Here is a 20,459-nt window from a genome sequence, read left to right as displayed (position 1 = left end):
AACTTAAGCGAGAGGAGCCGCAACTTATAGCGCTGTCCAAAGCAACCTGGGATAATCAGGAGAGTTATGCCTTAGAGAGACGCATTTGTTGAATGCCCATGATCGATCGATTAAGTTCTTCGAGAAGAAAGCGAGGCGTAGTTCTGAGTTCGCATGGCTGGCAACGGTTGCAGGCTGCCGAGCATCTATCCGCTTTGCGCGAAAATTTGGGTAGACCGTATACCCTAGAACAACTGAGCGATCGCACTGGGTTAAGCAATAACACCCTCACCAAGGTACGCCACCGCCAAAAGCCCGTGGACTATCCCACCCTAGAAGCTTATTTCCAAGCTTTTGGACTGGCGATCGCCACCGATGATTATTTAAGCCAAGACAACGATCGGTCCGCTTCTGTGTTAACTCACCTTCAGCAAACCCCTCTTAAAGGTCAGTTAGAACTCGACTCGCCCTTTTATATCTATCGACCCCCTGCGGAAAAACTCTGTAACGACGAGGTATTTACCCCAGGAGCGCTGATCCGGATTAAAGCACCGCGTCAGTTTGGCAAAACCTCCCTGATGGCTCGCATTCTCAGCCATGCTGAAGATCGAGGACTCCGCACCGCCGCCATTAGCTTGCAGTTGGCAGATAATCGCATCTTTACCGATCTCGATCAGTTTCTGCGATGGTTTTGTGCAATGGTCGCTAGAGCCTTGGGTTTGCCAACTGAACTAGAGGAACGTTGGGATTCCTTATTTGGCGGGAGTTATAGCTGTTCGGATTATTTTGAAACCTATTTGCTTCCGGCCGATCCTAGCCCCTTGCTCTTAGTGTTAGATGAAGTCAACGTCGTTTTCAACTATCCCCATATTGCCGCCGATTTTTTTGGGATGTTGCGAGCGTGGTACGAACAGGGAAAACATGGGGGCGTTAACCGAGAGCTATGGCAGCGTTTGCGCCTGGTGATTGTCCATTCCACAGAAGCCTATTTGCCGCTGAATTTACATCAATCGCCCTTCAATGTGGGGCTATCCATTGAGCTATCGTGTTTCAACCTCGATCGGGTGAAAGAGTTAACCCTGCGTTACGGGTTGTCATCCGAAAATGCTTATGCCGAAACCCTGTTAAATTTAGTGGGCGGACATCCCTATTTAACTCAGCTTGCTCTGTTCGATCTCAGCCAGCGCCCTATTGAACCCAAGGAATTTACCCAAACTGCGATCGCGCCCGATAGCATTTTTAGCAGCCATTTACGCCAGCAACTTGCTTGTCTGGAACAAGACCCTGAATTGCTGAATGCTATGAAGCAAACCCTTTTAACCCCAGAAGGGGCGCTTTTGCATCCCACCCAAGCTTTTAAATTGCAAGGGCTAGGTTTAGTGAGTTTCCAAAATCAACGGGCACTACCGAGTTGCAATCTTTATCGCGCCTACTTCAGTCAGGTGTTGAAATAACCGCTCAACCCCATTGAACAGTGAGGGACTGCGGATACAGACCTTGATGGAGTTCAGTACGACTTATGCTCTTATCCTCTCAATCAGCCTATCAGGTCGGCGGTAGCTTACCTCCTAGCGATCCGACCTACGTTGAACGCGCAGCCGATCGCGAACTGTTTGACGCCTTGCTGCAAGGTGAATTCTGCTATGTGTTTAACTCCCGACAAATGGGGAAATCTAGCTTGCGGGTGAAAACCACCGAACGCTTGCAACAGGTTGGGGTACAGTGCGGCACCATTGACTTGTCGGGCATTGGTACCCAACAGATTACCGTTGAGCAATGGTATGCAGCGATCGCGGGATTTTTAAGCAAGCGGTTTTCCTTACCCATCAACATCGGTCAGTGGTGGCGCAGTCAAACCCATCTATCCAGCGTGGCACGGTTGGGAGAACTCATTGACAAAGTTTTACTCGTGGAAATCCAACAGCCGATTGTCATTTTCATTGATGAAATTGATACTATCCTCAGCCTGAAATTTTCCACCGATGACTTTTTTGCGCTGATTCGAGCATTTTATAACTATCGAGCCGATAATCCCACCTATAGCCGCCTCACCTTCGCTCTATTTGGGGTGACAACACCGAGCGATTTAATTAGCGACAAAACCCGCACCCCGTTTAATATTGGCACCGCGATCGCCCTTCAAGGGTTTCAGCACTCAGAAGCCGCCCCCCTGCTCGCCGGACTTGCCCAAGCGTATCTCAATCCTCAAGACATTCTCAACCGCATCTTTGATTGGACGGGCGGACAGCCTTTTTTAACCCAAAAGTTATGTCAGTTGATTGTGGCTCGCGCCTCCCTAGAAACGCCGCTCCAGTTAAGCCCTCAAGAACTCGATGAGATCGTACAACAGCAGATTCTAGACAACTGGGAGGCTCAAGACGAACCCGAACACCTCAAAACCATTCGCGATCGCCTCTTGTTTAACGAACAAAAAGCCGGACGCATTCTCGGATTGTATCAGCGACTCTTTGAAACCAGCGTTCCCGCCGATGACTCCCCCACTCAAACAGAACTGCTGTTATCTGGGTTAGTTGAAAAACACTCCGGCTATCTGCGAATCAAAAATCCAATCTATCAAACCGTGTTTAACCGGGAATGGCTCGCCCAACAATTAGATGCCCTGCGTCCCTACTCCCCAGTTATTTAACGCTTGGCTGGCCTCCCAATGTCAAAGATGAGTCGCGGCTGCTCAGGGGACAAGCCCTGCAAGAGGTTCTAGACTGGACGCAGCGCCAAAGCTTAAGCGATCTCGACTACCGCTATCTAGCAGCTAGCCAGGAAATGGAACGGCGAGAAGTGCAGAAAACCCTGGAAATGGAACGCCTGCGAGAAGCGGAAGTGCGGCTAGCCCTGGAACAAAAAAGCGCCCGACGCCAGCGCCAACTCCTAAAACTGCTCACCGTCGCGTTAATTGCAACGGCAGGTTTTGCGGGAATTGCCTTATTCGCCTATCGTCAATCAGCCGCCAGCGAAGTTGAAGCGATCGCGGCGGCCTCTCAAGGGAGTTTTGCCTCCTATCAGCGCCTTGATGCCCTGGTGCAAGCCATGCAAGCGCGGCGCAAGTTTTACCGGCTGTGGCTGCTTCCTGCGTCCGTGCGATCGCGTTTAGACCAAAAAACGCATCAAGCCCTAGAAACAGCTGTCTACGGGGCAGATGAGGCGAACCGGATCGCCGCCCAGCAAGGGGGGGTATTAAGTGTCAGTTTTAGCCCGGATGGTCAATGGATCGCCACTGCTGGAACGGATCGCACCTTGAAGTTGTGGCAGCGCGATGGCAAACTCGTCCGCACCTTCACCCACAGCGCGACGGTTTATGAGGTGCAATTTAGTCCCGATAGCCAGCGCTTGATTGCCGCTGGGTTAGATGGCACCGTTCCCGTTTGGAGCATTGAAGGTTCTCTGTTAACCACCTTAATCGGTCATACGGCTCCTATTTGGGGAGTGAGTTTTAGCCCCGACGGACAAACCATTGCCTCCACTAGCGGCGATCGCACTATTAAGCTTTGGCGGGCGGATGGAACGTTGGTGAGAAGCTTTACAGCGCATCAGGCAGCCGCTTGGGATATTACCTTTAGCCCGGACGGTCAGCGGTTAGCCTCCACCAGCGTTGATAATACGATTAAGCTGTGGAACCTGGACGGCACCTCCATCCGCACCCTAGAAAACGATAAAGCCGTTTGGAGCGTTGCTTTTAGCCCAGACGGCCAAAAGCTGGTCTCTGGGGGAGCCGATAATTTAGTCAAGGTGTGGAGTCGCGAAGGCGCATTGCTCAAAACCCTCAGCGGTCATAGTGCGGAGGTGTTGAGCGTTGCTTTTAGTCCAGATGGTAGCGCGATCGCCTCTGGCAGTTCTGATAAAACCCTGAAGCTGTGGAATCAAAACGGCGAGTTAATGAGAACCTATCGAGAACATCGGGGAACCGTGCGGGCAGTGGCCTTTAGCCCCGACGGACGAACTCTCGCCTCTTCAAGCGCCGATGGCACAGTGAAGTTGTGGAACACCCATAACCCCTTGTTTGTAGGCTTGCACAACCATCCTGATGTGCTGTGGCAGGTGGTTTATGCTCCGGGAAATGCGGATGAAGCGCTGATTGCTGGGATCTCTAGTCAAGAGATTCGCTTGTGGCGATCCGATGGCGTCTTAGTGAAATCCTTACCCGTTAGCGCAATTCTATTTTATGCTGGCGCTTTTAGCCCTACGGAATCAACTTTAGCGATCGCGGGAGCTAGCGGCGAAATTTTACTGATAGATTGGAAGAGTGGCGAAACTACCCGCCTCACTGCTCATCGTGCAGCAGTGTATGGACTGGCCTATAGCCCGGACGGTCAGTTTCTCGTATCGGCTGGAGACGATCGCACCCTCAAACTCTGGCAGCGCGACGAGCGCAACGAATTTCAATTGCGCCAAACGCTACCCGCCCATACAGGTCGCATTTGGAATTTGGCGTTTAGTCCCGATGGTCAGTTTGTCGCCACCAGCAGTTTAGATGGCACGGTCAAGCTTTGGACTTGGGATACCCCAGGCCACCTTGCAGAAGAGCTTCACCTCGTTCTTTCAGGCAACGGCAGCGAAATGTGGGGCGTTGCCATTAGTCCCGACAGCCAACTGATTGCGGCGACGGGGCGCAACGGTCAATTATATCTGTGGAACCGCCAGGGACAGTTAATTCGGACTCTGGAAGGAGATGATATGGGCTTAACGCGGGTGGCATTTAGTCCCGATGGGCAATTCATCGCCGCTGGTGTTTTAGATAATACGGTCAAGTTGTGGTCGGTTGAGGGCACCCTGTTAAGCACCTTAAGCGGTCATACTTCCGGCGTTCTTTCGGTGACATTCAGTCCCGATGGCAAAACGCTGGCGTCCGGTAGCTACGATCGCAGTGCCATTGTCTGGAATTTAGAAGCAGTCCTGAAGCTGAATTTGCTCGAATATGGTTGTCAGTGGGTTCGAGATTATTTGCAAACCACTTCAGAATTAGCCGCACGCGATCGCCCAATTTGCAAGCATCAACTTAAACCCATGCGCTTCTAGGCGCTACTTTTATGCTTTTATCCTCTCACTCTACGTATCAGGTTGGCGGTAGCTTACATTCTAGCGATCCGACCTATGTTGAACGTGCTGCCGATCGCGAACTGTTTGATGCCTTGCTGCAAGGTGAGTTCTGTTATGTGTTTAACTCCCGACAAATGGGGAAATCTAGCTTGCGGGTGAAAACTGCCGAACGCTTGCAACAGGTTGGGGTACGGTGTGCCACTATTGATTTGTCGGGCATTGGCACCCAACAGATTACCGTTGAGCAATGGTATGCAGCGATCGCCGGATTTTTAAGCAAGCGGTTTTCCTTACCCATCAATATCAGTCAGTGGTGGCGCAGTCAAACGCATCTATCCAGCGTGGCGCGGTTGGGCGAGTTGGTTGACAAAGTTTTACTCGTGGAAATCCAACAGCCGATTGCGATCTTCATTGATGAAATTGATACCATCCTCAGCTTGCAATTTTCCACCGATGACTTTTTTGCCCTGATTCGAGCGTTTTATAACTATCGAGCCGATAATCCTAACTATAGTCGCCTCACCTTTGCCCTATTTGGGGTGACAACGCCAAGCGATTTAATTAGCGACAAAACCCGCACCCCCTTTAATATTGGCAGAGCGATCGCCCTCCAGGGGTTTCAACCCGAAGACGCTACCCCCTTACTCAAGGGCTTAGAAAAGTATTACCTCAACGCCCCAGACGTTCTCAACCGCATCTTTGATTGGACGGGCGGACAGCCTTTTTTAACCCAAAAGTTATGTCAGTTAGTGCTGGCCCAGATTGGAGAGGAGACATCCGTTAACTTAAGCCAGGGTCAAATTGACCAAATCGTGCAAACCTGCATTCTGGAAAACTGGGAGGCTCAAGACGAACCCGAACACCTCAAAACCATTCGCGATCGCCTCTTATTTGACGAACAAAAAGCCGGACGCATTCTCGGATTGTATCAGCAAGTCTTGGAAACCCGCGTTCTCGCCAATGACTCCCCCACCCAAACGGCATTATTACTTTCTGGGTTAGTTGAGAAACACTCCGGCTATCTGCGAATTAAAAATCCGATCTATCAGACCGTGTTTAACCGGGAATGGCTCGCCCAACAATTAGATGCCCTGCGTCCCTACTCCCAGTTATTCAACGCTTGGCTGGCCTCCCAATGTCAAGATGAGTCGCGCCTGCTCAGGGGACAAGCCCTGCAAGAGGTTTTAGACTGGACGCAGCGCCAAAGCTTAAGCGATCTCGACTACCGCTATCTAGCAGCTAGCCAGGAAATGGAACGGCGAGAAGTGCAGAAAACCCTGGAAATGGAACGCCTGCAAGAAGCGGAAGTGCGGCTAGCCCTGGAACAAAAAAGCGCCCAACGCCAGCGCCAACTCTCAAAACTGCTCAGTGTTGCCCTAGCTGCAACAGCCGGATTGGGGGGAATGACGCTGTATGCCTATCATCGAGCGACCCTTGCCTACAGTCAAGCGGCAGCCAGCGAGGTGGAAGCGATCGCGGCGGCCTCTCAAGGAAGTTTTGCCTCCTATCAGCGCCTCGACGCCCTGGTGCAAGCCATACAAGCGCGCCGCAAATTTCAAAACCTGAAACAACTGAACCCTACCCTGCAAGCCCGGTTAGACCAAACCACCCACCAGGTCTTAGAAACCGCAGTCTATGGGGCAGATGAAATGAATCGCCTAGAACATATCGGGGGGTTGAGCGTTGATTTCAGTCCTGATGGGCAATTGCTCGCCACCACCGGATCGGATCGCACCCTGAAGTTGTGGCAGCGAGACGGTCAACTCGTTAACAGCTTCTCGCACGAGGCGACCTTATATCGGGCGAAATTTAGCCCCGACGGTCAAACCATTGCTGCTGTTGGTTTGGATGGTACCGTTCCGGTTTGGAGGCTTGATGGCACGCGACAGACGACTCTGGTGGGCCATACTGCCGCCATTTGGGATGTGGCATTTAGCCCCGATGGTCAAACGCTGGCAACCGTTAGCAGCGATCGCACTATTAAGCTTTGGCGTGCGGATGGAACTTTAGTGCAAACCCTTTCCGGTCATCAATCTGCCGTGTGGAGCGTCGCCTTTAGTCCCGATGGACAACTGCTCGCCTCGGCCAGTTTAGATAATACAATTAAACTCTGGAATCGCGAGGGCCGCTTAATTCGCACCCTAGATAATGGCAACGCTGCTGTGTGGACGGTCGCGTTTAGTCCCGACGGGCAACGGATCGCCTCTGGTGCTGCGGATAACCGGGTTAAACTCTGGAGTCGCGAGGGAGAGTTGCTCCACACCCTAGAAGGCCATACCGCCGAAGTTCAGAATGTTACCTTTAGTCCCGATGGCAAAGCGATCGCCTCGGCGAGTGCGGATAAAACGATTAAGCTGTGGAACTTAGATGGCGTTTTAAAGAGAACCTTGCGAGAGCATCGTGCGGTCATTCGGGTGGTTCGCTTTAGTCCGGATGGTCAAGTTCTAGCTTCTGCCAGCGATGAGGGCATCGTTAAGTTATGGAATCTCTCAACCCCTTTATCGAAGGCTCTCGCAGATCGTTCTGATGTGTTGTGGCGGGTAGCGTATATCCCGGATGGCAATCGCAGCAGGATTATTACAGTCTCGCGTCAAACGGTCAGACTCTGGAACGAGGATGGCTCTTTTATTCAAGCACTGCCGCTGGCTAGCACGCCATTTTACACAGTAGCTTTTGACCCTAGCACGCAAACCTTAGCGATCGCAGGTGCTAGCGGCGATATTTCTCTGTTGAACTTAAACAACGAGCAAATCTCTACCCTCCGCAGCCACAAAGCCGCCATTTACGGACTGGCTTATAGCCCAGATGGACAGTTTCTGGTATCGGCTGGAGACGATCGCACCCTCAAACTCTGGCAGCGTCAAGAGTCTGGAGACTTTGTGCTGCTGCAAACGCTCCCGGCCCATGAAGGACGAATTTGGGATGTAGCCTTTAGTCCTGATGGTCAACGGATCGCCACCGCGAGTCTAGATGGAACCGCAAAACTGTGGCGCTGGCAGCAACCCAACTCCCTCGCTGAAACGCCCGATGTCTTTCTAGAAGGACATACCAGTGAGATTTGGGGGGTTGCCTTTAGTCCAGATAACCAAAAGATTGCTACCGCCGGACGGGACGGACAGTTGCGGCTGTGGAATTCCCAAGGTCAACTGCTGCGGACTTTAGAAGCCAGCAAAATGGGTTTAACGCGGGTGGCGTTTAGTCCAGACGGTCAGCAAGTTGCAGTAGGAGTATTAGATAATACGGTCAAGCTCTGGTCGGTTGAGGGGACTTTATTAAGCACCCTCAGCGGTCATGCTTCCGGTGTTCTTTCCGTTGCCTTTAGCCCGGATGGTAAAACGCTAGTCTCCGGAGGTTACGATCGCACGGCGATTGTTTGGAATTTAGAAGCTATTCTCAAGCTGAACCTCCTGGAATATAGCTGTAACTGGGTAGGAGATTATTTAAAAACGACACCAGAAATTAGTCTTGCAGACCGGGCTTTGTGCAATCTTCGCCCCTCAAGAACGCTCAACCGCCCAGCGGAATAACGTGCCAATTTCTCCGGTTTCAGAGGCGATCGCCACAACCTCTAAGCTAAGGTAGAGAAGATTGTCCATCGGTAATATTGATTGGCATGAAACGCCCTGTTTTGTTCGCAGTTGTTGCTAGTTTAGCCGCCTCCCTGACCGCCTGTGCCAACAGCCCTCTCGGTCAGACAGCGGAACGTTCCTTAGCAGCAGACCCCAGGCTAGAAAATAATCCGGCTTTGTTTGCGCCCAACCCTACTCAGGCAGAGTTGCCTGCTGATTTTCCCTCAGAAATTCCCCGCTATCCTAACGCTCAACTTCAAACTGTCTCGCCGCTAGCCGAGGGCGAACCGGGACAACTCACCCGTTGGACAAGCCCTGATTCTGCGGCCCAAATTGAACAGTTTTATCAAGCCCAATTTCAAGCGAATAATTGGCAATTGGTAGAAGCGACCTCAGACTCAGAACCCAATACCCTAGCGGCGCGTCGGGACGATCTACAGGTGAAAGTGTCTTGGGAAACGGCTCAAGCGGGCGAGAATGCGCCGACTGAGTTTGTCCTGAAATATCTTGAAGGCGAACCCCAAGCGGTGGTTAGCCCCGCGCCTAGCCCTTCTCCCCAACCCCAAAACCCAGCGGTGGCGAATGAAACGCCCGAACAGTTGCGCCAGTACGTGCAAGATTTGACGGCGTTGGGGATATTTGACAATGAAACTATTCAGCCGAATCAGGCGATGACTCGCCGCCAGTATGCGCGGTGGTTGGTGGCTGCTAATAATCGGTTTTATGCTAATAGTCCGGGCCGACAAATTCGGATAGCCGCAACAACGGCCGAACCGACGTTTCAGGATGTCCCGCGCAGCGATCGCGATTTTGCGATTATTCAAGGCCTTGCAGAGGCGGGTTTGATTCCTAGCGCCCTGACTGGGGAAGCGACGGCGGTGACATTTCGACCGGATGCGCCCCTAACGCGCGAACAATTGGTGCTATGGAAGGTGCCGCTTGATACGCGCCAAGCCCTACCGACGGCTACGGTGGAAGCGGTAGAGGAACGTTGGGGTTTTCAAGATGCTTCTCGGATTAATGCGAGAGCCTTACGTGCAGTCTTAGCCGATTTTGCCAATGGCGAACAGTCGAATATTCGGCGGGCGTTTGGTTACACGACGCTGTTTCAACCCCAAAAAACAGTAACTCAAGCAGAGGCGGCGGCGGCGCTTTGGCATTTTGGCTTGCAAGGCGAAGGGCTATCGGCGGCGGATGTGCAATCGTTAGATAGACCGTCGGTGACTCAGGCAAATTAACCTCTGAGTCAGGGAACCCCGGTAAGGCGGCCGAGTCGTGTTATCCTGTCTGTTGATTATTCTGCGATCGCACTTTGACCCTAGAGGTGGCAGCTAGGGATCTGACGCATTTCTCGGTTACTGGAAACCCAAGTTTATGGCTATTTTGGACTCTAAAGGTCGCTTATTCGGCAAACTGAGCATTCTCGATTTAGGTGCAGCCATTGTGATTCTGATGGTGTTGTTTGGCATCTTTTTCTTTCCAGGAACGTCTGGATCGGTGGCTCAAGTGGGCGTCCAAACAAGACCCGTAGAAGTTGATGTGATTGTGCGGGGTTTAAGTATTCTCAACCCGCAAAACTTGGTTAATGAATTTAATGAAACCAAAAGGACGAATATCATTATTCGCAACCAACCCTATGGACGGGTGGATGTGAAGTCCGTTCAATTGCTCGAAAGGACGGTGGTTGTTCCGCAACCTGATGGTTCGGTACAGGCAAAAACTGACCCTAGAGGCGATCGCACTTTCTCGATAGATATGCTACTCACCTTGGGTGGTAATGCCCAAATGACGGACAATGGTCTGGTTCTGGGTAACAGCAAGCTAAAAATCGGGACTCCCGTAGAGCTTGAAGGCATGACCTATAACTTTAATGGCAGCGTGATTGAAGTCAGAACTCCCTCATAATCGCTGAACTCAGTTCTGTTCGACGGTAGATGTTAAGACTTCTCCAACTGATTACCATCTAAACTGTTTGCAGATGACAGGTAGTTAGTAATGAATCTTGAAGAGTCTTTTCAGGCAGCAGGCGCTAATATGCAAGCGATGGTGGATAGTTTCATCATCCTGCTGCCCAATCTACTCATTGCTGTCATTGTTTTTGCTCTATTTTGGTTCGGTGCCAGACTGTTAAAACGGGCGATTCGGCGCGTTACTCGCAGACATCGCCAAGCCCGGAATTTAGGATTGGTTCTCGGTCGATTATCCCAGGGGGCGATGGTTCTTTTAGGCCTGTTTATCGCCTTATCGATTGTGATTCCGACGTTCCAACCCGGAGATTTAGTCCAACTCTTAGGGATTAGTGGGGTTGCGGTTGGTTTTGCATTCCGGGATATCTTACAGAATTTTTTAGCCGGAATATTAATTCTGTTAACTGAACCCTTTCAAATTAACGATCAGATTGTCTTCAAAAACTTTGAGGGAACGGTTGAAGAGATTCAAACTCGCGCTACGACGATTAGAACCTACGATGGGCGGCGCGTGGTGATTCCCAATGCAGAATTATTCACCAACTCCGTAACGGTCAATACCGCCTTTGAGAATCGCCGTTTAGAATACGATATTGGGATTGGCTATGGCGATGACGTGCAACAAGCCAAGCAACTGATTTTAGACACGCTCAATGGTATGGATGAGGTATTGGCAGAACCCTCACCCGATGCTTTAGTTGTTGATTTAGCGGAAAGTACCATTAATATTCGCCTACGCTGGTGGATTAAACCGCCGAGACGCGCGGATTCCCTCGATAGCCGCGATCGCGTTTTAACGGCTGTTGCTCAAACGCTAGTTGGACATGGGATCGATCTACCCTTCCCCACCCAGCAAATCCTCTTCCACGATCAAACTGAAGAAACCGATGGCGATCGCTCTCGCCAGCGCGAAGGATGGCCATCAGGCGATCGGGAAGTCCCTAAACCCCTCAGTATTGGCGGATCGCTGAAGCAGTTAGTCTTAATGCGCCAACAAAATCAGACCAACGGGGACGCACCACCCAGCCGAGATGCGGATCGACATGAATAAATCTCGCTTGCAACCCCTCTGGGAGGCGCTTCGTGCTAGCTATTGGTTTGTTCCGACCCTGATGGCGGCGGGGGCTGTGGCTTTGGCCTTTGCGATGCTGCAATTCGATCGCATGACCCAATCTGATGAGTTTGATGGTTTAAATTGGGTCTATGCAGGCGGTCCTGAAGGCGCTCGGACGGTCTTATCGACTATTGCCAGTTCCATGATGGCGATCGCCGGAACAACCTTCTCCATCGTTATTGTTGCCTTAACGCTGGCCGCTTCTCAATTTGGCCCGCGCCTCCTCCGCAACTTTATGGGCGATACGGGCAATCAGGTGGTGTTAGGAACGTATATTGCCACCTTTATTTATTGCTTAATGGTGCTGCGGAGTGTTCGGGGCAGCGATTACGATGTATTCGTGCCTCAAACTTCGGTGACGGTGGGTATCTTATTAAGTTTGCTCAGTATTGGGGTGCTGATCTACTTTTTTCACCATGTTTCCACCTCTATTCAAGCTAGCCAAGTCGTTGGTGAAGTCAATCGCGACCTCAAACAGGCAATTGAGCGCTTGTTTCCTAAAAAAGTGGGACGCAACGATCGGCCTCAGCATCAGGAAGCGCACATCCCCATCGATTTTGAGGTCAAAGCTCAACCTTTGATTGCCCTCAATAGCGGCTATTTGCAAGTTGTGGACGATCGCCAATTGATGAAAACGGCGCGCGATCGCGATTTGTTAATTTGCCTTCAATGTCATCCCGGCGACTTTATCGTTCGCGGTCGATCGTTGGCAAAGGTTTGGTCGCCGCAACCCCTAGAGGAAGCCGTATGCGAGCAAATTCAGCAGGCGTTTATTCTCGGAAAACAGCGCACCAAAGCCCAAGATATTGAATTTTCCATTAATCAGTTGGTGGAAATTGCGCTGCGGGCGATTTCTCCGAGCGTTAACGATCCGTTTACTGCGATTCAATGTATCGATCAATTGAGTATTGCTTTGAGCGATTTGGCGGAACGGCAATTTCCCTCTCCCTATCGCTACGACGAACAGGACTGTTTGCGCTTGATTGCTCAACCGATTCAGTTTGCAGAGTTGGTGAAAACGGCGTTTACTCAAATTCGCCAATACGGGCGTTCGGATGTGGCGGTGTCGATCCGGCTGCTAGAGGCGATCGCCACGATTATCACCCACGCCCATCACCAGAGCGATCGACAAGCCTTGCTGCGTCAGGCTCGCATGATTATTCGAGGGTCTCAAGAGGGGACGTTTGAACAGTTCGATCGCAACGATCTTCAAGAACGCTATCAGCGGGTTCTCGCGGCCTTAGACACTCTCCCTAAAGGATCGTAGTTTATAATACAGCGCTCAGAAACGACGGGATTTAAGATATGCTGCGTAGACAGTTAAGACTAACGACTCCTCCTCTGGTCTCGTCAGAGACAGAGGTGGTTTTGTGAAAACGTTTCCTCTTGTTTCAGCCGCCGCGATTGTTCTGATGGAGGAGTTTTAAGCGCAACTACACAACTGTTTCCCTTGATGCTCCCGAATCAAGATTTCCAGTAAGATCGGGGCAGTCAGCTATCATCACTCTAAATCAAGATGAACTCCGATAGTCTTGTCAATTTCCTACAACAAAGTTTTCACGTCACCCTTGGTGCTACTACGTCTCTTGTAGAATCTCTCCAAGATCCGCAAAAACGAGAGGAAAATTTAGCCCAACTCCAACTCGATCTCAACCAGCTTACCCAAAAACTGGCTGAGAAAGGAGAAATGACCGAGCAAGAGGCGCGGCGGTTTGTTGATAGTTTAATAAATCAAGGGGGAAGCCGGAGCGCTGAAGAAGTAGAGGTAACGGTATCGCCTCCCCCACCCGATCTCAATACAGCTCCCCCGGCTGCTGAACCGAATGCTCAACTAGAGTTACAAGAGCTAACCGCCCAAATTGCGGCTATTCGGCTCGAACTCGAAAAATTACGCGAGCAAGATCCGGCTTCTTGAGTTTTGTTCTATCCTAAGATGTTGCGAGAATCGCTAGCGCTTGCGCCCAATTTAGGGAATCTAAGCTAGCGATTCTCTTGATAAGGGCTTTCTGAAGGACTGCTACTGCCTTACGGCTTTGTCAGTTTCTATCGGTGCATTTATTCGGGCTTACAAAGTCCTCGTGACTTGCATTTGGTTAAAGTTTAATCGTTATCCCACGCTTCGGAGCCTAACAGATCGCCAATCCGATCGCGGAGCAAGAAGTCATTTTTTTCCAGTTCGCATTCCACACATCCCCATTCTCTGGCGGGAATGTACTTGCACAAGACGTAGATTGGCTGTTGGCGACTCACGACACCCGCTTGCACGAGTTGACGGGCTTCGTCTTGAATCAGCTCTAGGGAATATTGGATAGATTGGAGCATATTTTTCCTCTTGTTTATTTAATCCAACCGTTTGCAAGGCTGAGAGCGTGCAGTCAATAATTTAAAATCTCTATCGATACAATTTGAGTAGCAGTGACTTTGTAGTCAGATATACTGAACGATTTTTATTGTCACGCTAGCTCACCTCAAATTATATTAAGAGATATTGCAAAAGTCATCAAACATTAACCGCTTGCGGTTCGCATAGACCCACAGCAAGTTGCAAAGATTCCCGCATACTGGTAGGACTTGCCAGTCCTCGACCCGCAATATCAAAGGCCGTACCGTGATCGGGAGAAGTCCGGATAAACGGCAAACCAATGGTAGTATTAACGGCTCGATCGAAAGCCATTGCTTTGACGGGAATCAAGCCTTGATCGTGGTAAAGCGCCAAATAAGCGTCATGGATATTGCCCGCAGGATTCGCCCCATACCAGGCTTGAGTGGGTTTTACCCAAAGGGTATCGGGGGGAACGGGGCCGTCTAGGGTCAAGGACGGATAAACAGAGCGCTGTTGCTCAATCCAAGGGATTAACCAATCTTGTTCTTCTCGTCCGAGTTGTCCCTGTTCGCCGCTGTGGGGGTTTAATCCAGCGATCGCAATTCTAGGCGATGCGATGTTGAATTGCTGGTGCAAACACCTCACGAGCAAAGCGAGTTTGCGACTCATCAAATCGGGAGAAAGGGTATCAGCAACGGCTCGCAACGGAATATGCGTGGTTGCGAGCAAGGTTCGCAGCGTCCACCCGCTGTGGGGCGATCGCGCCACGAATAACATGCCAAACTCACTGACTCCCGCTCGTTCGGCTAGCAGTTCCGTTTGTCCGGGATAAAAATGTCCGGCGGCTTTCCATGCAGATTTAGCAATGGGCCCTGTGACAATGGCCTGAAATTGACCCGCTAGGGTTAGCGCGATCGCCCGATCGAGGTAGGCAAAACTCGCGGCTCCGGAAACGGCATCCCCTTGAGCGATCGCAATTTCCCCCGGTAAAGGGATATCGATCGTCGAGAGTTCGTCCGGATCGGCCGCAGCAATGCCCAAACGGGACAGCGATTGATAAGTCGTCTGAATAACCGAGCGCGAACCAATCACTGTCACCTCGCAGCCGCGAAGCCATTGAGCGTCTGCTAACGCCATGAGAATCACTTCTGGGCCAATCCCAGCCGGATCTCCTAGAGTGACCGCAATCCGAGAAGGCATAGTCCTCCTGCACGCCATCAGATAGACAGATTTTTACTCTGTCGGGTTAAAGTTTTGTTGTCAAACTAGTCTAAAATACATGCTAGCGAGCTGAGCTTTCGTTGTGAAACTTTCAATTGATGGAGGTTTTAGCTCTATTCTATCTGTCCTAGGACTCACTTGAAACTTAAAACAAAGGAAATTTTAAGCAATGGCTGCTGAAATTTTAAATGCTGCTCTTTTGTCTTCAATTCTGATTCTAGTTGGTCTAGGATTCGGCTTTTTACTGCTGAAAATTCAAGGCCCCGAAGAAGGCGAAAACCTGTAAATTCGGGCATTTGCTGCCCCATTAGGGGTTCTAAATTGCCCCCTTTGTGAAGAGTGCGATCGCGCTACGGTTCGCTCTTCACCTTTTGCTATTTTAAAACTTAATCATCTGTCTCATCTAAGTGTTCGGCCACTTCTCGATACAAATTGAAGACATGACTATCCTTAAGCCGATAAAACACATTTCGACCTTGTTTGCGATAGCCGACTAAACGCATGGTTCGCAAACTTCGCAATTGATGAGAAACCGCAGACTCGCTCATTTTAACCGCCGCTGCCAGATCGCAGACGCACAACTCTTGCAACGCTAGAGCTGAGAGGATTCGCAGGCGGTTGGGGTCGCCTAACAAACTAAAAAACTCAGCCATGCGTTGGGACTTCTCAACACTGAGCAACTGACCGTGTAAGTGTCGGAGGCTATCCAAATCAACCGGGTGTTGAACCTCGCAACTGAGCGACTCCATCGACTGTAGAGCAGGCGAGACTTGAGGCTTAGACATAATAGGGCGATGAAAAATAAGCAACAGCAATGCGATCCTGTCTTCAGGGTGACACCTGTATGACCCCAACAGCAACTATCGGCTTGGGGGATTTCCGGCCAGAATGCAAGGATTTCTGATAATATCTTATAAAAAGTTAACGATTCATTTTAATTAATCTCTAATGAACTTATTGGTTGTCGGTGCCACTGGTACTCTCGGAAGGCAGGTGACTCGTCGCGCTCTCGACGAAGGCTTTCAAGTTCGCTGCCTGGTTCGGAATCCCAGAAAAGCTTCTTTCTTAAAAGAATGGGGTGCTGAACTCGTACAGGGAGATTTGTGCGAACCAGATACCCTAAGCGCCGCTCTAGCTGGAATTGAAGCCGTCATTGACACAGCCACCGCTCGACCGACCGATCCGCAAGGCATCAAAGAGGTGGACTGGGAAGGCAAAGTGGCGCTGATTCAAGCGGCTAAAACTGCGGGAGTGCAGCGATTTATATTTTTCTCCATCTTGAACGCCGACCAACACTCGGACGTTCCCTTAATGGAAATCAAACACTGTACAGAACTCTTTTTAAAAGAATCTGGGCTGAACTACACCGTTTTCCGACTGTGCGGCTTCATGCAAGGGCTAATTAGCCAGTACGCCATCCCCATCCTAGACGGACAAACCGTTTGGGTCACGGGAGAAGCCTCGCCGGTAGCTTATATGGATACGCAAGACATTGCTAAACTAGCCGTACGTGCCATCAGCGTGCCCGAAGCCGAAAACCGAATTTTACCCGCCGTCGGTTCGAGAGCTTGGAGCGGTTATGAAATTATCCGCTTGTGCGAGCGCTTAGGCGATCGCGAAGCCAAAATCGCCCGAATGCCCCTCGGCTTTTTACGCCTGATGCGCCGCATTACCCGATTTTTCCAATGGGGTCAAAATGTTGCCGATCGCCTTGCCTTCGCAGAAGTTCAAGCCTCCGGCAAACCGCTAACCGCCTCAATGGACGAAGTTTATCTCCTTTTGGGACTAGACCCCAAAGAAACAACCACCTTAGAATCGTATATGCAAGACTATTTCAGTCGCATTTTGAAAAAACTGAAGGAGTTGGATTACGAGCGGGACAAGAACAAGAAAAAACGTTCTAAAAAGACGCCTTCTAAATCCAGTTCCCAGTCAAATGGATGAACTCCCCTCAGCGGAACAGCAAGCTGTTCCCTAGAGAACCTCGATTATTTTTAGACACCTTTTATTCGGTAGCGGCGTGCCCAAAGCTGGGATTATTTATAACGACATTAAACCGATTGCCTGTCAGGTAGCGGCAACGTTACAAGAAAAACTGACCGCTTGCGGGTGGGAAGTCTGTGTAGCGACAGGCACAGGCGGTATTTTGGGATACTCTCATCCCGACCGACCCGTTTGCCACACTCCCATTGATGGGTTAGTCCCCAAGGGATTTGACACAGACATGAGCTTGGCCTTCGTCCTCGGCGGCGACGGCACCGTTTTGTCTGCTTTTCGTCAAGTGGCTCCGGCGGGAATTCCCCTGTTAACGATTAATACAGGTCACATGGGCTTCTTAACCGAAACCTATGTCAATCAACTTTCACAGGCCGTAGAACAGGCGATCGCAGGCGATTATGAGATAGAAGAACGCCTGATGTTGGTGGTCAAAGTCTTTCGACCTTGCAGCACTGAAAGCGAGCCAACCCTGCTCTGGGAAGCCATGTGCTTAAACGAGATGGTTTTGCACCGCGAACCCCTGACCAGCATGTGTCACTTTGAAGTCCAAGTCGGCAAACATGCTCTCGTCGATATCGCGGCGGATGGGGTAATTATTTCCACCCCCACCGGATCGACCGCCTACTCCCTGAGTGCAGGCGGCCCGGTCATTACCCCGGAAGTTCCGGTACTCCAACTCGTCCCCATTTGCCCCCATTCCCTGGCGTCTAGAGCCTTGGTCTTTAGCGAAAACGATCCGGTGACCATTTTCCCCGTTCAACCCAACCGCCTAGTCATGGTCGTGGATGGGAACGCCGGATGTTATATTCTGCCAGAAGACCGCGTTCGCGTTGAAAAAGCCCCCTACAGCGCCCGCTTTATTCGCCTGCAATCCCCTGAATTTTTCCGAGTCCTGCGCGAAAAGTTGGGGTGGGGTTTACCTCATATTGCGAAGCCGACTTCGGTCGAGTTACCCTAATCGAGTGCTAGCAAAAGCTAAAATGTCTAGCATCCGCAACGTAAAACGGTATGACCCCGATACCTGAAACCAACCCTTGTATTTTACTGGTCGAAACCGACCCGGTTTTAGCCCAACAAATAAGCCTGGATCTCAAAGAATCGGGCTACGATCCAATTGCGATTAGCGATGCGAAAACTGCCCTAGAAAAGGTTCGCGAATCGCGACCGGCTTTGATTGCCATTGACCGGATGCTGGCCGGAGAATCGGGCTTGCAACTGTCTGCTGAGATTCGGGCAATGGGGAATGTTGCGCCGATTTTGATGCTCATGGCTCGCGATACAGTAGAAGATCGGGTTGCTTGTCTGGAGGCGGGTGCGGATGATTATTTTCTCAAGCCCTATCGCGCCGAGGAGTTTCTGCGCCTGGTGCATTTGTATCTTCAGCCAGAACCGGGCGGGAACGAGCAATTGCGCTTTGGCGATTTGGCGTTGGATCTCTCCACTCGCAAGGCCATTCGCAATGGGCGGGTTATCGAACTCACGATGAAGGAGTTTGAACTGCTGAAGTATCTGATGGAGTATCCCCGCGAGGTGCTAACCCGCGAGCAGATTCTGGAGAATGTCTGGGGATACGACTTTATGGGCGAATCGAACGTGATTGAGGTCTATATTCGCTATTTACGCCTCAAGATTGAGCATGAGGGGGAAAAGCGCTTAATTCAAACAGTGCGCGGTGTGGGTTATGTGTTGCGGGAACCCTAGCCCGACAAGAGAGTCAAAGGGCAACATCGCGCTCTGAAGTAGGAGCTAATGTGATGAAATATTCAGCAACTTTTTTATTGGCGGGCATTAGTGCGTGTCTGTTAGGGTGTTCTATTCCTAGCGCGACGAGTACGTCACCGGATGCGATCGCCCAGTTACCTATGGTGCAGGAGTCTCGCGCCCAAAATCTCCCGATTCTGGCAGAAGCCACGATTAAAGGGGAGTTGTTTGAGTTGGAGGTGCCGCAGACGCCGGAAGAACAGGCATTGGGGTTAATGTATCGTCCGGCTTTACCGGATAACCGGGGGATGCTGTTTCCGTTTCACCCGCCGAGGGTGGTGGGCTTTTGGATGAAGAATGTTCCGGTTCCTCTGGATATGGTGTTTATCCGCGAAGAGACGGTTGTGGAAATTGCTGATAGCGTACCGCCCTGTACGTCTGAACCCTGTGCAGTTTACGGCCCCTCGGTGCCTGTGGATCGGGTGCTGGAGTTGCGGGCCGGACGGGCTGCGGAGTTGGGGTTGCAGGTGGGCGATCGCATTTCTGTTCGTTTCCTGAATGCTGAAGCCGACGATCTCCGAAATGTAAAAAAATGATTAAAATTATTTTAGAATAGTGAGGATTTGCTAATCTTCTAGGTCTAACAACCGATTTGAGTAAGAATGGCGATCCGAAAAATTTATAACTCTACATGCAATCTTCACCTAATCTATGTAGAATCTAGAGAGTTATTTGGGTACGCTAGCCAAAGATGCATTACTGCTCCCAACCATCATGAGGCAGTTAGCGCAGACACTGGAACTAGCGGCACCCTAAACTCAAGAATCGAGATTTGAAGAGAGCGTCTTTTCTGAAGACTCCACTGTTCGGAAAGCGATTTCGGTGTGAGGTAGGGATTTCCGAACAACCATCGGACCAGTAGACCGATTGTTTTGGCGATGTTTTTGACGAAATAGTAAGGCAAACGGAACCCCGTTGCGCGCTTTTTCTTCGGGTAGAGCGATCGGCATAAATCTGTCGATAGATGCCGAATCGGGGTAGGGTCTGTTGTAGTAGAGGATAATCCAATTTTTGGAGTTGAACTCAACTGCGATCGCGATCGCATCTTTGACCTCCAACAGATCACTGGGATCGCCCGTCATTTGACTTATCTTTTGATTACATTGGGGCCAGCTTACAGACTGACCCATCTCAGATTCAGTTCATCACAATTAATTTAGAAAATGGTTTTAAATGAGCCAGGAGACAGCCATGATGATACCCAATAGCAATTCCCGTCTAATCCGGTTTTTACAAGAGGATTTAGCCATCTCAGCCTCGTCGATTGCGATCGCCCTCAGACATTGCGAACAAGACCCAGGCCCTTTACCGATGGTCTTGTGGCAGTATGGGTTAGTCACCCTAGAACAACTCGACCGCATCTTTGATTGGCAAGAAACTGCTTAAAAACTTGAGTACAAATGCTTAGGAGCATGACTAAATGTGTAAGCAATTCTTGACCAGTGTCAGGCGAATCCTTTGGCGAACTCTCATCG

General features: G+C 50.6%; 19 protein-coding genes. 15 read left to right on the top strand and 4 right to left on the bottom strand.

Annotated features, from left to right (window positions below):
* Window positions 1-98 precede the first annotated feature (98 nt).
* The 9 genes from QQ055_RS03705 (at window position 99) to QQ055_RS03665 (ending at window position 13,596) form a co-directional block, all read left to right on the top strand.
* Entirely contained in the window at window positions 99-1,433 is a 1,335-nt protein-coding gene (locus QQ055_RS03705; RefSeq protein WP_284478500.1) for an AAA-like domain-containing protein, read from the top strand.
* A 65-nt stretch (window positions 1,434-1,498) separates the two neighbouring features.
* Window positions 1,499-2,626 carry an AAA-like domain-containing protein gene (locus QQ055_RS03700; protein WP_286004244.1) on the top strand — a complete coding sequence of 376 codons (1,128 nt, stop codon included), beginning with the start codon at window positions 1,499-1,501 and terminating at the stop codon, window positions 2,624-2,626.
* Window positions 2,575-5,010, top strand: coding sequence for a WD40 domain-containing protein (locus QQ055_RS03695; protein ID WP_286004243.1), 2,436 nt, complete (start codon window positions 2,575-2,577; stop codon window positions 5,008-5,010). Before QQ055_RS03700 ends, QQ055_RS03695 begins: the two co-directional genes overlap by 52 nt.
* An 11-nt stretch (window positions 5,011-5,021) precedes the next feature.
* Window positions 5,022-8,558 (top strand): WD40 domain-containing protein, encoded by a 3,537-nt coding sequence (locus QQ055_RS03690; protein ID WP_284478504.1) that lies wholly within the window; start codon window positions 5,022-5,024, stop codon window positions 8,556-8,558.
* A gap of 86 nt (window positions 8,559-8,644) precedes the next feature.
* On the top strand, window positions 8,645-9,838 hold the full coding sequence (locus QQ055_RS03685) for an S-layer homology domain-containing protein (RefSeq protein WP_284478505.1): 1,194 nt from the start codon (window positions 8,645-8,647) through the stop codon (window positions 9,836-9,838).
* A 136-nt stretch (window positions 9,839-9,974) separates the two neighbouring features.
* A complete protein-coding gene (locus tag QQ055_RS03680) occupies window positions 9,975-10,505 on the top strand; it encodes a DUF4330 domain-containing protein (protein WP_069967732.1) in 531 nt (176 codons plus the stop codon).
* A 90-nt stretch (window positions 10,506-10,595) separates the two neighbouring features.
* A complete protein-coding gene (locus QQ055_RS03675) occupies window positions 10,596-11,618 on the top strand; it encodes a mechanosensitive ion channel family protein (RefSeq protein WP_284478506.1) in 1,023 nt (340 codons plus the stop codon).
* Window positions 11,611-12,948, top strand: coding sequence for a DUF2254 domain-containing protein (locus tag QQ055_RS03670; RefSeq protein WP_284478507.1), 1,338 nt, complete (start codon window positions 11,611-11,613; stop codon window positions 12,946-12,948). Before QQ055_RS03675 ends, QQ055_RS03670 begins: the two co-directional genes overlap by 8 nt.
* Window positions 12,949-13,197: 249 nt before the next feature.
* The gene (locus QQ055_RS03665) at window positions 13,198-13,596 is read left to right on the top strand and encodes a hypothetical protein (RefSeq protein ID WP_284478508.1); all 399 of its coding nucleotides are present in this window, start codon (window positions 13,198-13,200) and stop codon (window positions 13,594-13,596) included.
* Between the two features lie 185 nt (window positions 13,597-13,781).
* On the opposite strand, the gene QQ055_RS03660 is transcribed toward QQ055_RS03665, so the two are convergent.
* Both QQ055_RS03660 and pdxA read right to left on the bottom strand, forming a co-directional pair.
* The gene (locus tag QQ055_RS03660) at window positions 13,782-14,003 is read right to left on the bottom strand and encodes a DUF4327 family protein (protein ID WP_069967728.1); all 222 of its coding nucleotides are present in this window, start codon (window positions 14,001-14,003) and stop codon (window positions 13,782-13,784) included.
* 178 nt (window positions 14,004-14,181) lie between these two features.
* A complete protein-coding gene (gene pdxA / locus QQ055_RS03655) occupies window positions 14,182-15,204 on the bottom strand; it encodes a 4-hydroxythreonine-4-phosphate dehydrogenase PdxA (RefSeq protein WP_283356481.1) in 1,023 nt (340 codons plus the stop codon).
* Window positions 15,205-15,394: 190 nt separating this feature from the next.
* On the opposite strand from pdxA, the gene petM reads away from it, so the two are divergent.
* A complete protein-coding gene (petM, locus tag QQ055_RS03650) occupies window positions 15,395-15,511 on the top strand; it encodes a cytochrome b6-f complex subunit PetM (RefSeq protein WP_069967726.1) in 117 nt (38 codons plus the stop codon).
* 100 nt (window positions 15,512-15,611) lie between these two features.
* Here petM and QQ055_RS03645 read toward each other — a convergent pair whose 3' ends face one another.
* A complete protein-coding gene (locus QQ055_RS03645; RefSeq protein ID WP_283356482.1) occupies window positions 15,612-16,010 on the bottom strand; it encodes an ArsR/SmtB family transcription factor in 399 nt (132 codons plus the stop codon).
* Window positions 16,011-16,173: 163 nt separating this feature from the next.
* Here QQ055_RS03645 and QQ055_RS03640 point away from each other — a divergent pair, with 163 nt between their 5' ends.
* The 4 genes from QQ055_RS03640 (at window position 16,174) to QQ055_RS03625 (ending at window position 19,520) form a co-directional block, all read left to right on the top strand.
* A complete protein-coding gene (locus QQ055_RS03640; protein WP_283356483.1) occupies window positions 16,174-17,169 on the top strand; it encodes an SDR family oxidoreductase in 996 nt (331 codons plus the stop codon).
* A gap of 76 nt (window positions 17,170-17,245) precedes the next feature.
* Window positions 17,246-18,181 carry an NAD(+) kinase gene (locus QQ055_RS03635; protein WP_284478509.1) on the top strand — a complete coding sequence of 312 codons (936 nt, stop codon included), beginning with the start codon at window positions 17,246-17,248 and terminating at the stop codon, window positions 18,179-18,181.
* A 50-nt stretch (window positions 18,182-18,231) separates the two neighbouring features.
* Window positions 18,232-18,924 carry a response regulator transcription factor NblR gene (gene nblR / locus QQ055_RS03630; RefSeq protein ID WP_069967722.1) on the top strand — a complete coding sequence of 231 codons (693 nt, stop codon included), beginning with the start codon at window positions 18,232-18,234 and terminating at the stop codon, window positions 18,922-18,924.
* 53 nt (window positions 18,925-18,977) lie between these two features.
* Entirely contained in the window at window positions 18,978-19,520 is a 543-nt protein-coding gene (locus QQ055_RS03625; RefSeq protein WP_283356485.1) for a DUF192 domain-containing protein, read from the top strand.
* A gap of 222 nt (window positions 19,521-19,742) precedes the next feature.
* Here the strand turns inward: QQ055_RS03625 and QQ055_RS03620 are convergent, their stop codons facing one another.
* Window positions 19,743-20,114, bottom strand: a complete 372-nt coding sequence (locus tag QQ055_RS03620) for a hypothetical protein (protein WP_285964658.1) — start codon at window positions 20,112-20,114, stop codon at window positions 19,743-19,745.
* A 64-nt stretch (window positions 20,115-20,178) separates the two neighbouring features.
* Between QQ055_RS03620 and QQ055_RS03615 the strand changes: the two genes are divergently transcribed.
* Window positions 20,179-20,370 (top strand): DUF2949 domain-containing protein, encoded by a 192-nt coding sequence (locus QQ055_RS03615; protein ID WP_069967745.1) that lies wholly within the window; start codon window positions 20,179-20,181, stop codon window positions 20,368-20,370.
* The last annotated feature ends 89 nt before the right edge of the window (window positions 20,371-20,459 follow it).

The sequence above is a fragment of the Geitlerinema calcuttense NRMC-F 0142 genome (assembly GCF_030285425.1).
Note: the sequence above shows the minus strand (reverse complement) of the source record. Positions and strands in the feature narration are given on the sequence as shown.

Bases quoted from the DNA above. Each gene is read 5' to 3' on its own strand.
- nblR (WP_069967722.1), top strand. From the start codon at position 18,232: ATGACCCCGATACCTGAAACCAACCCTTGTATTTTACTGGTCGAAACC.
- QQ055_RS03695 (WP_286004243.1), top strand. From the start codon at position 2,575: ATGGCTCGCCCAACAATTAGATGCCCTGCGTCCCTACTCCCCAGTTAT.
- QQ055_RS03660 (WP_069967728.1), bottom strand. From the start codon at position 14,003: ATGCTCCAATCTATCCAATATTCCCTAGAGCTGATTCAAGACGAAGCC.
- QQ055_RS03625 (WP_283356485.1), top strand. From the start codon at position 18,978: ATGAAATATTCAGCAACTTTTTTATTGGCGGGCATTAGTGCGTGTCTG.
- QQ055_RS03620 (WP_285964658.1), bottom strand. From the start codon at position 20,114: ATGGGTCAGTCTGTAAGCTGGCCCCAATGTAATCAAAAGATAAGTCAA.
- QQ055_RS03690 (WP_284478504.1), top strand. From the start codon at position 5,022: ATGCTTTTATCCTCTCACTCTACGTATCAGGTTGGCGGTAGCTTACAT.
- QQ055_RS03675 (WP_284478506.1), top strand. From the start codon at position 10,596: ATGAATCTTGAAGAGTCTTTTCAGGCAGCAGGCGCTAATATGCAAGCG.
- QQ055_RS03615 (WP_069967745.1), top strand. From the start codon at position 20,179: ATGATACCCAATAGCAATTCCCGTCTAATCCGGTTTTTACAAGAGGAT.
- QQ055_RS03700 (WP_286004244.1), top strand. From the start codon at position 1,499: ATGCTCTTATCCTCTCAATCAGCCTATCAGGTCGGCGGTAGCTTACCT.
- petM (WP_069967726.1), top strand. From the start codon at position 15,395: ATGGCTGCTGAAATTTTAAATGCTGCTCTTTTGTCTTCAATTCTGATT.
- QQ055_RS03680 (WP_069967732.1), top strand. From the start codon at position 9,975: ATGGCTATTTTGGACTCTAAAGGTCGCTTATTCGGCAAACTGAGCATT.
- QQ055_RS03705 (WP_284478500.1), top strand. From the start codon at position 99: ATGATCGATCGATTAAGTTCTTCGAGAAGAAAGCGAGGCGTAGTTCTG.
- pdxA (WP_283356481.1), bottom strand. From the start codon at position 15,204: ATGCCTTCTCGGATTGCGGTCACTCTAGGAGATCCGGCTGGGATTGGC.
- QQ055_RS03640 (WP_283356483.1), top strand. From the start codon at position 16,174: ATGAACTTATTGGTTGTCGGTGCCACTGGTACTCTCGGAAGGCAGGTG.
- QQ055_RS03670 (WP_284478507.1), top strand. From the start codon at position 11,611: ATGAATAAATCTCGCTTGCAACCCCTCTGGGAGGCGCTTCGTGCTAGC.
- QQ055_RS03645 (WP_283356482.1), bottom strand. From the start codon at position 16,010: ATGTCTAAGCCTCAAGTCTCGCCTGCTCTACAGTCGATGGAGTCGCTC.
- QQ055_RS03685 (WP_284478505.1), top strand. From the start codon at position 8,645: ATGAAACGCCCTGTTTTGTTCGCAGTTGTTGCTAGTTTAGCCGCCTCC.
- QQ055_RS03665 (WP_284478508.1), top strand. From the start codon at position 13,198: ATGAACTCCGATAGTCTTGTCAATTTCCTACAACAAAGTTTTCACGTC.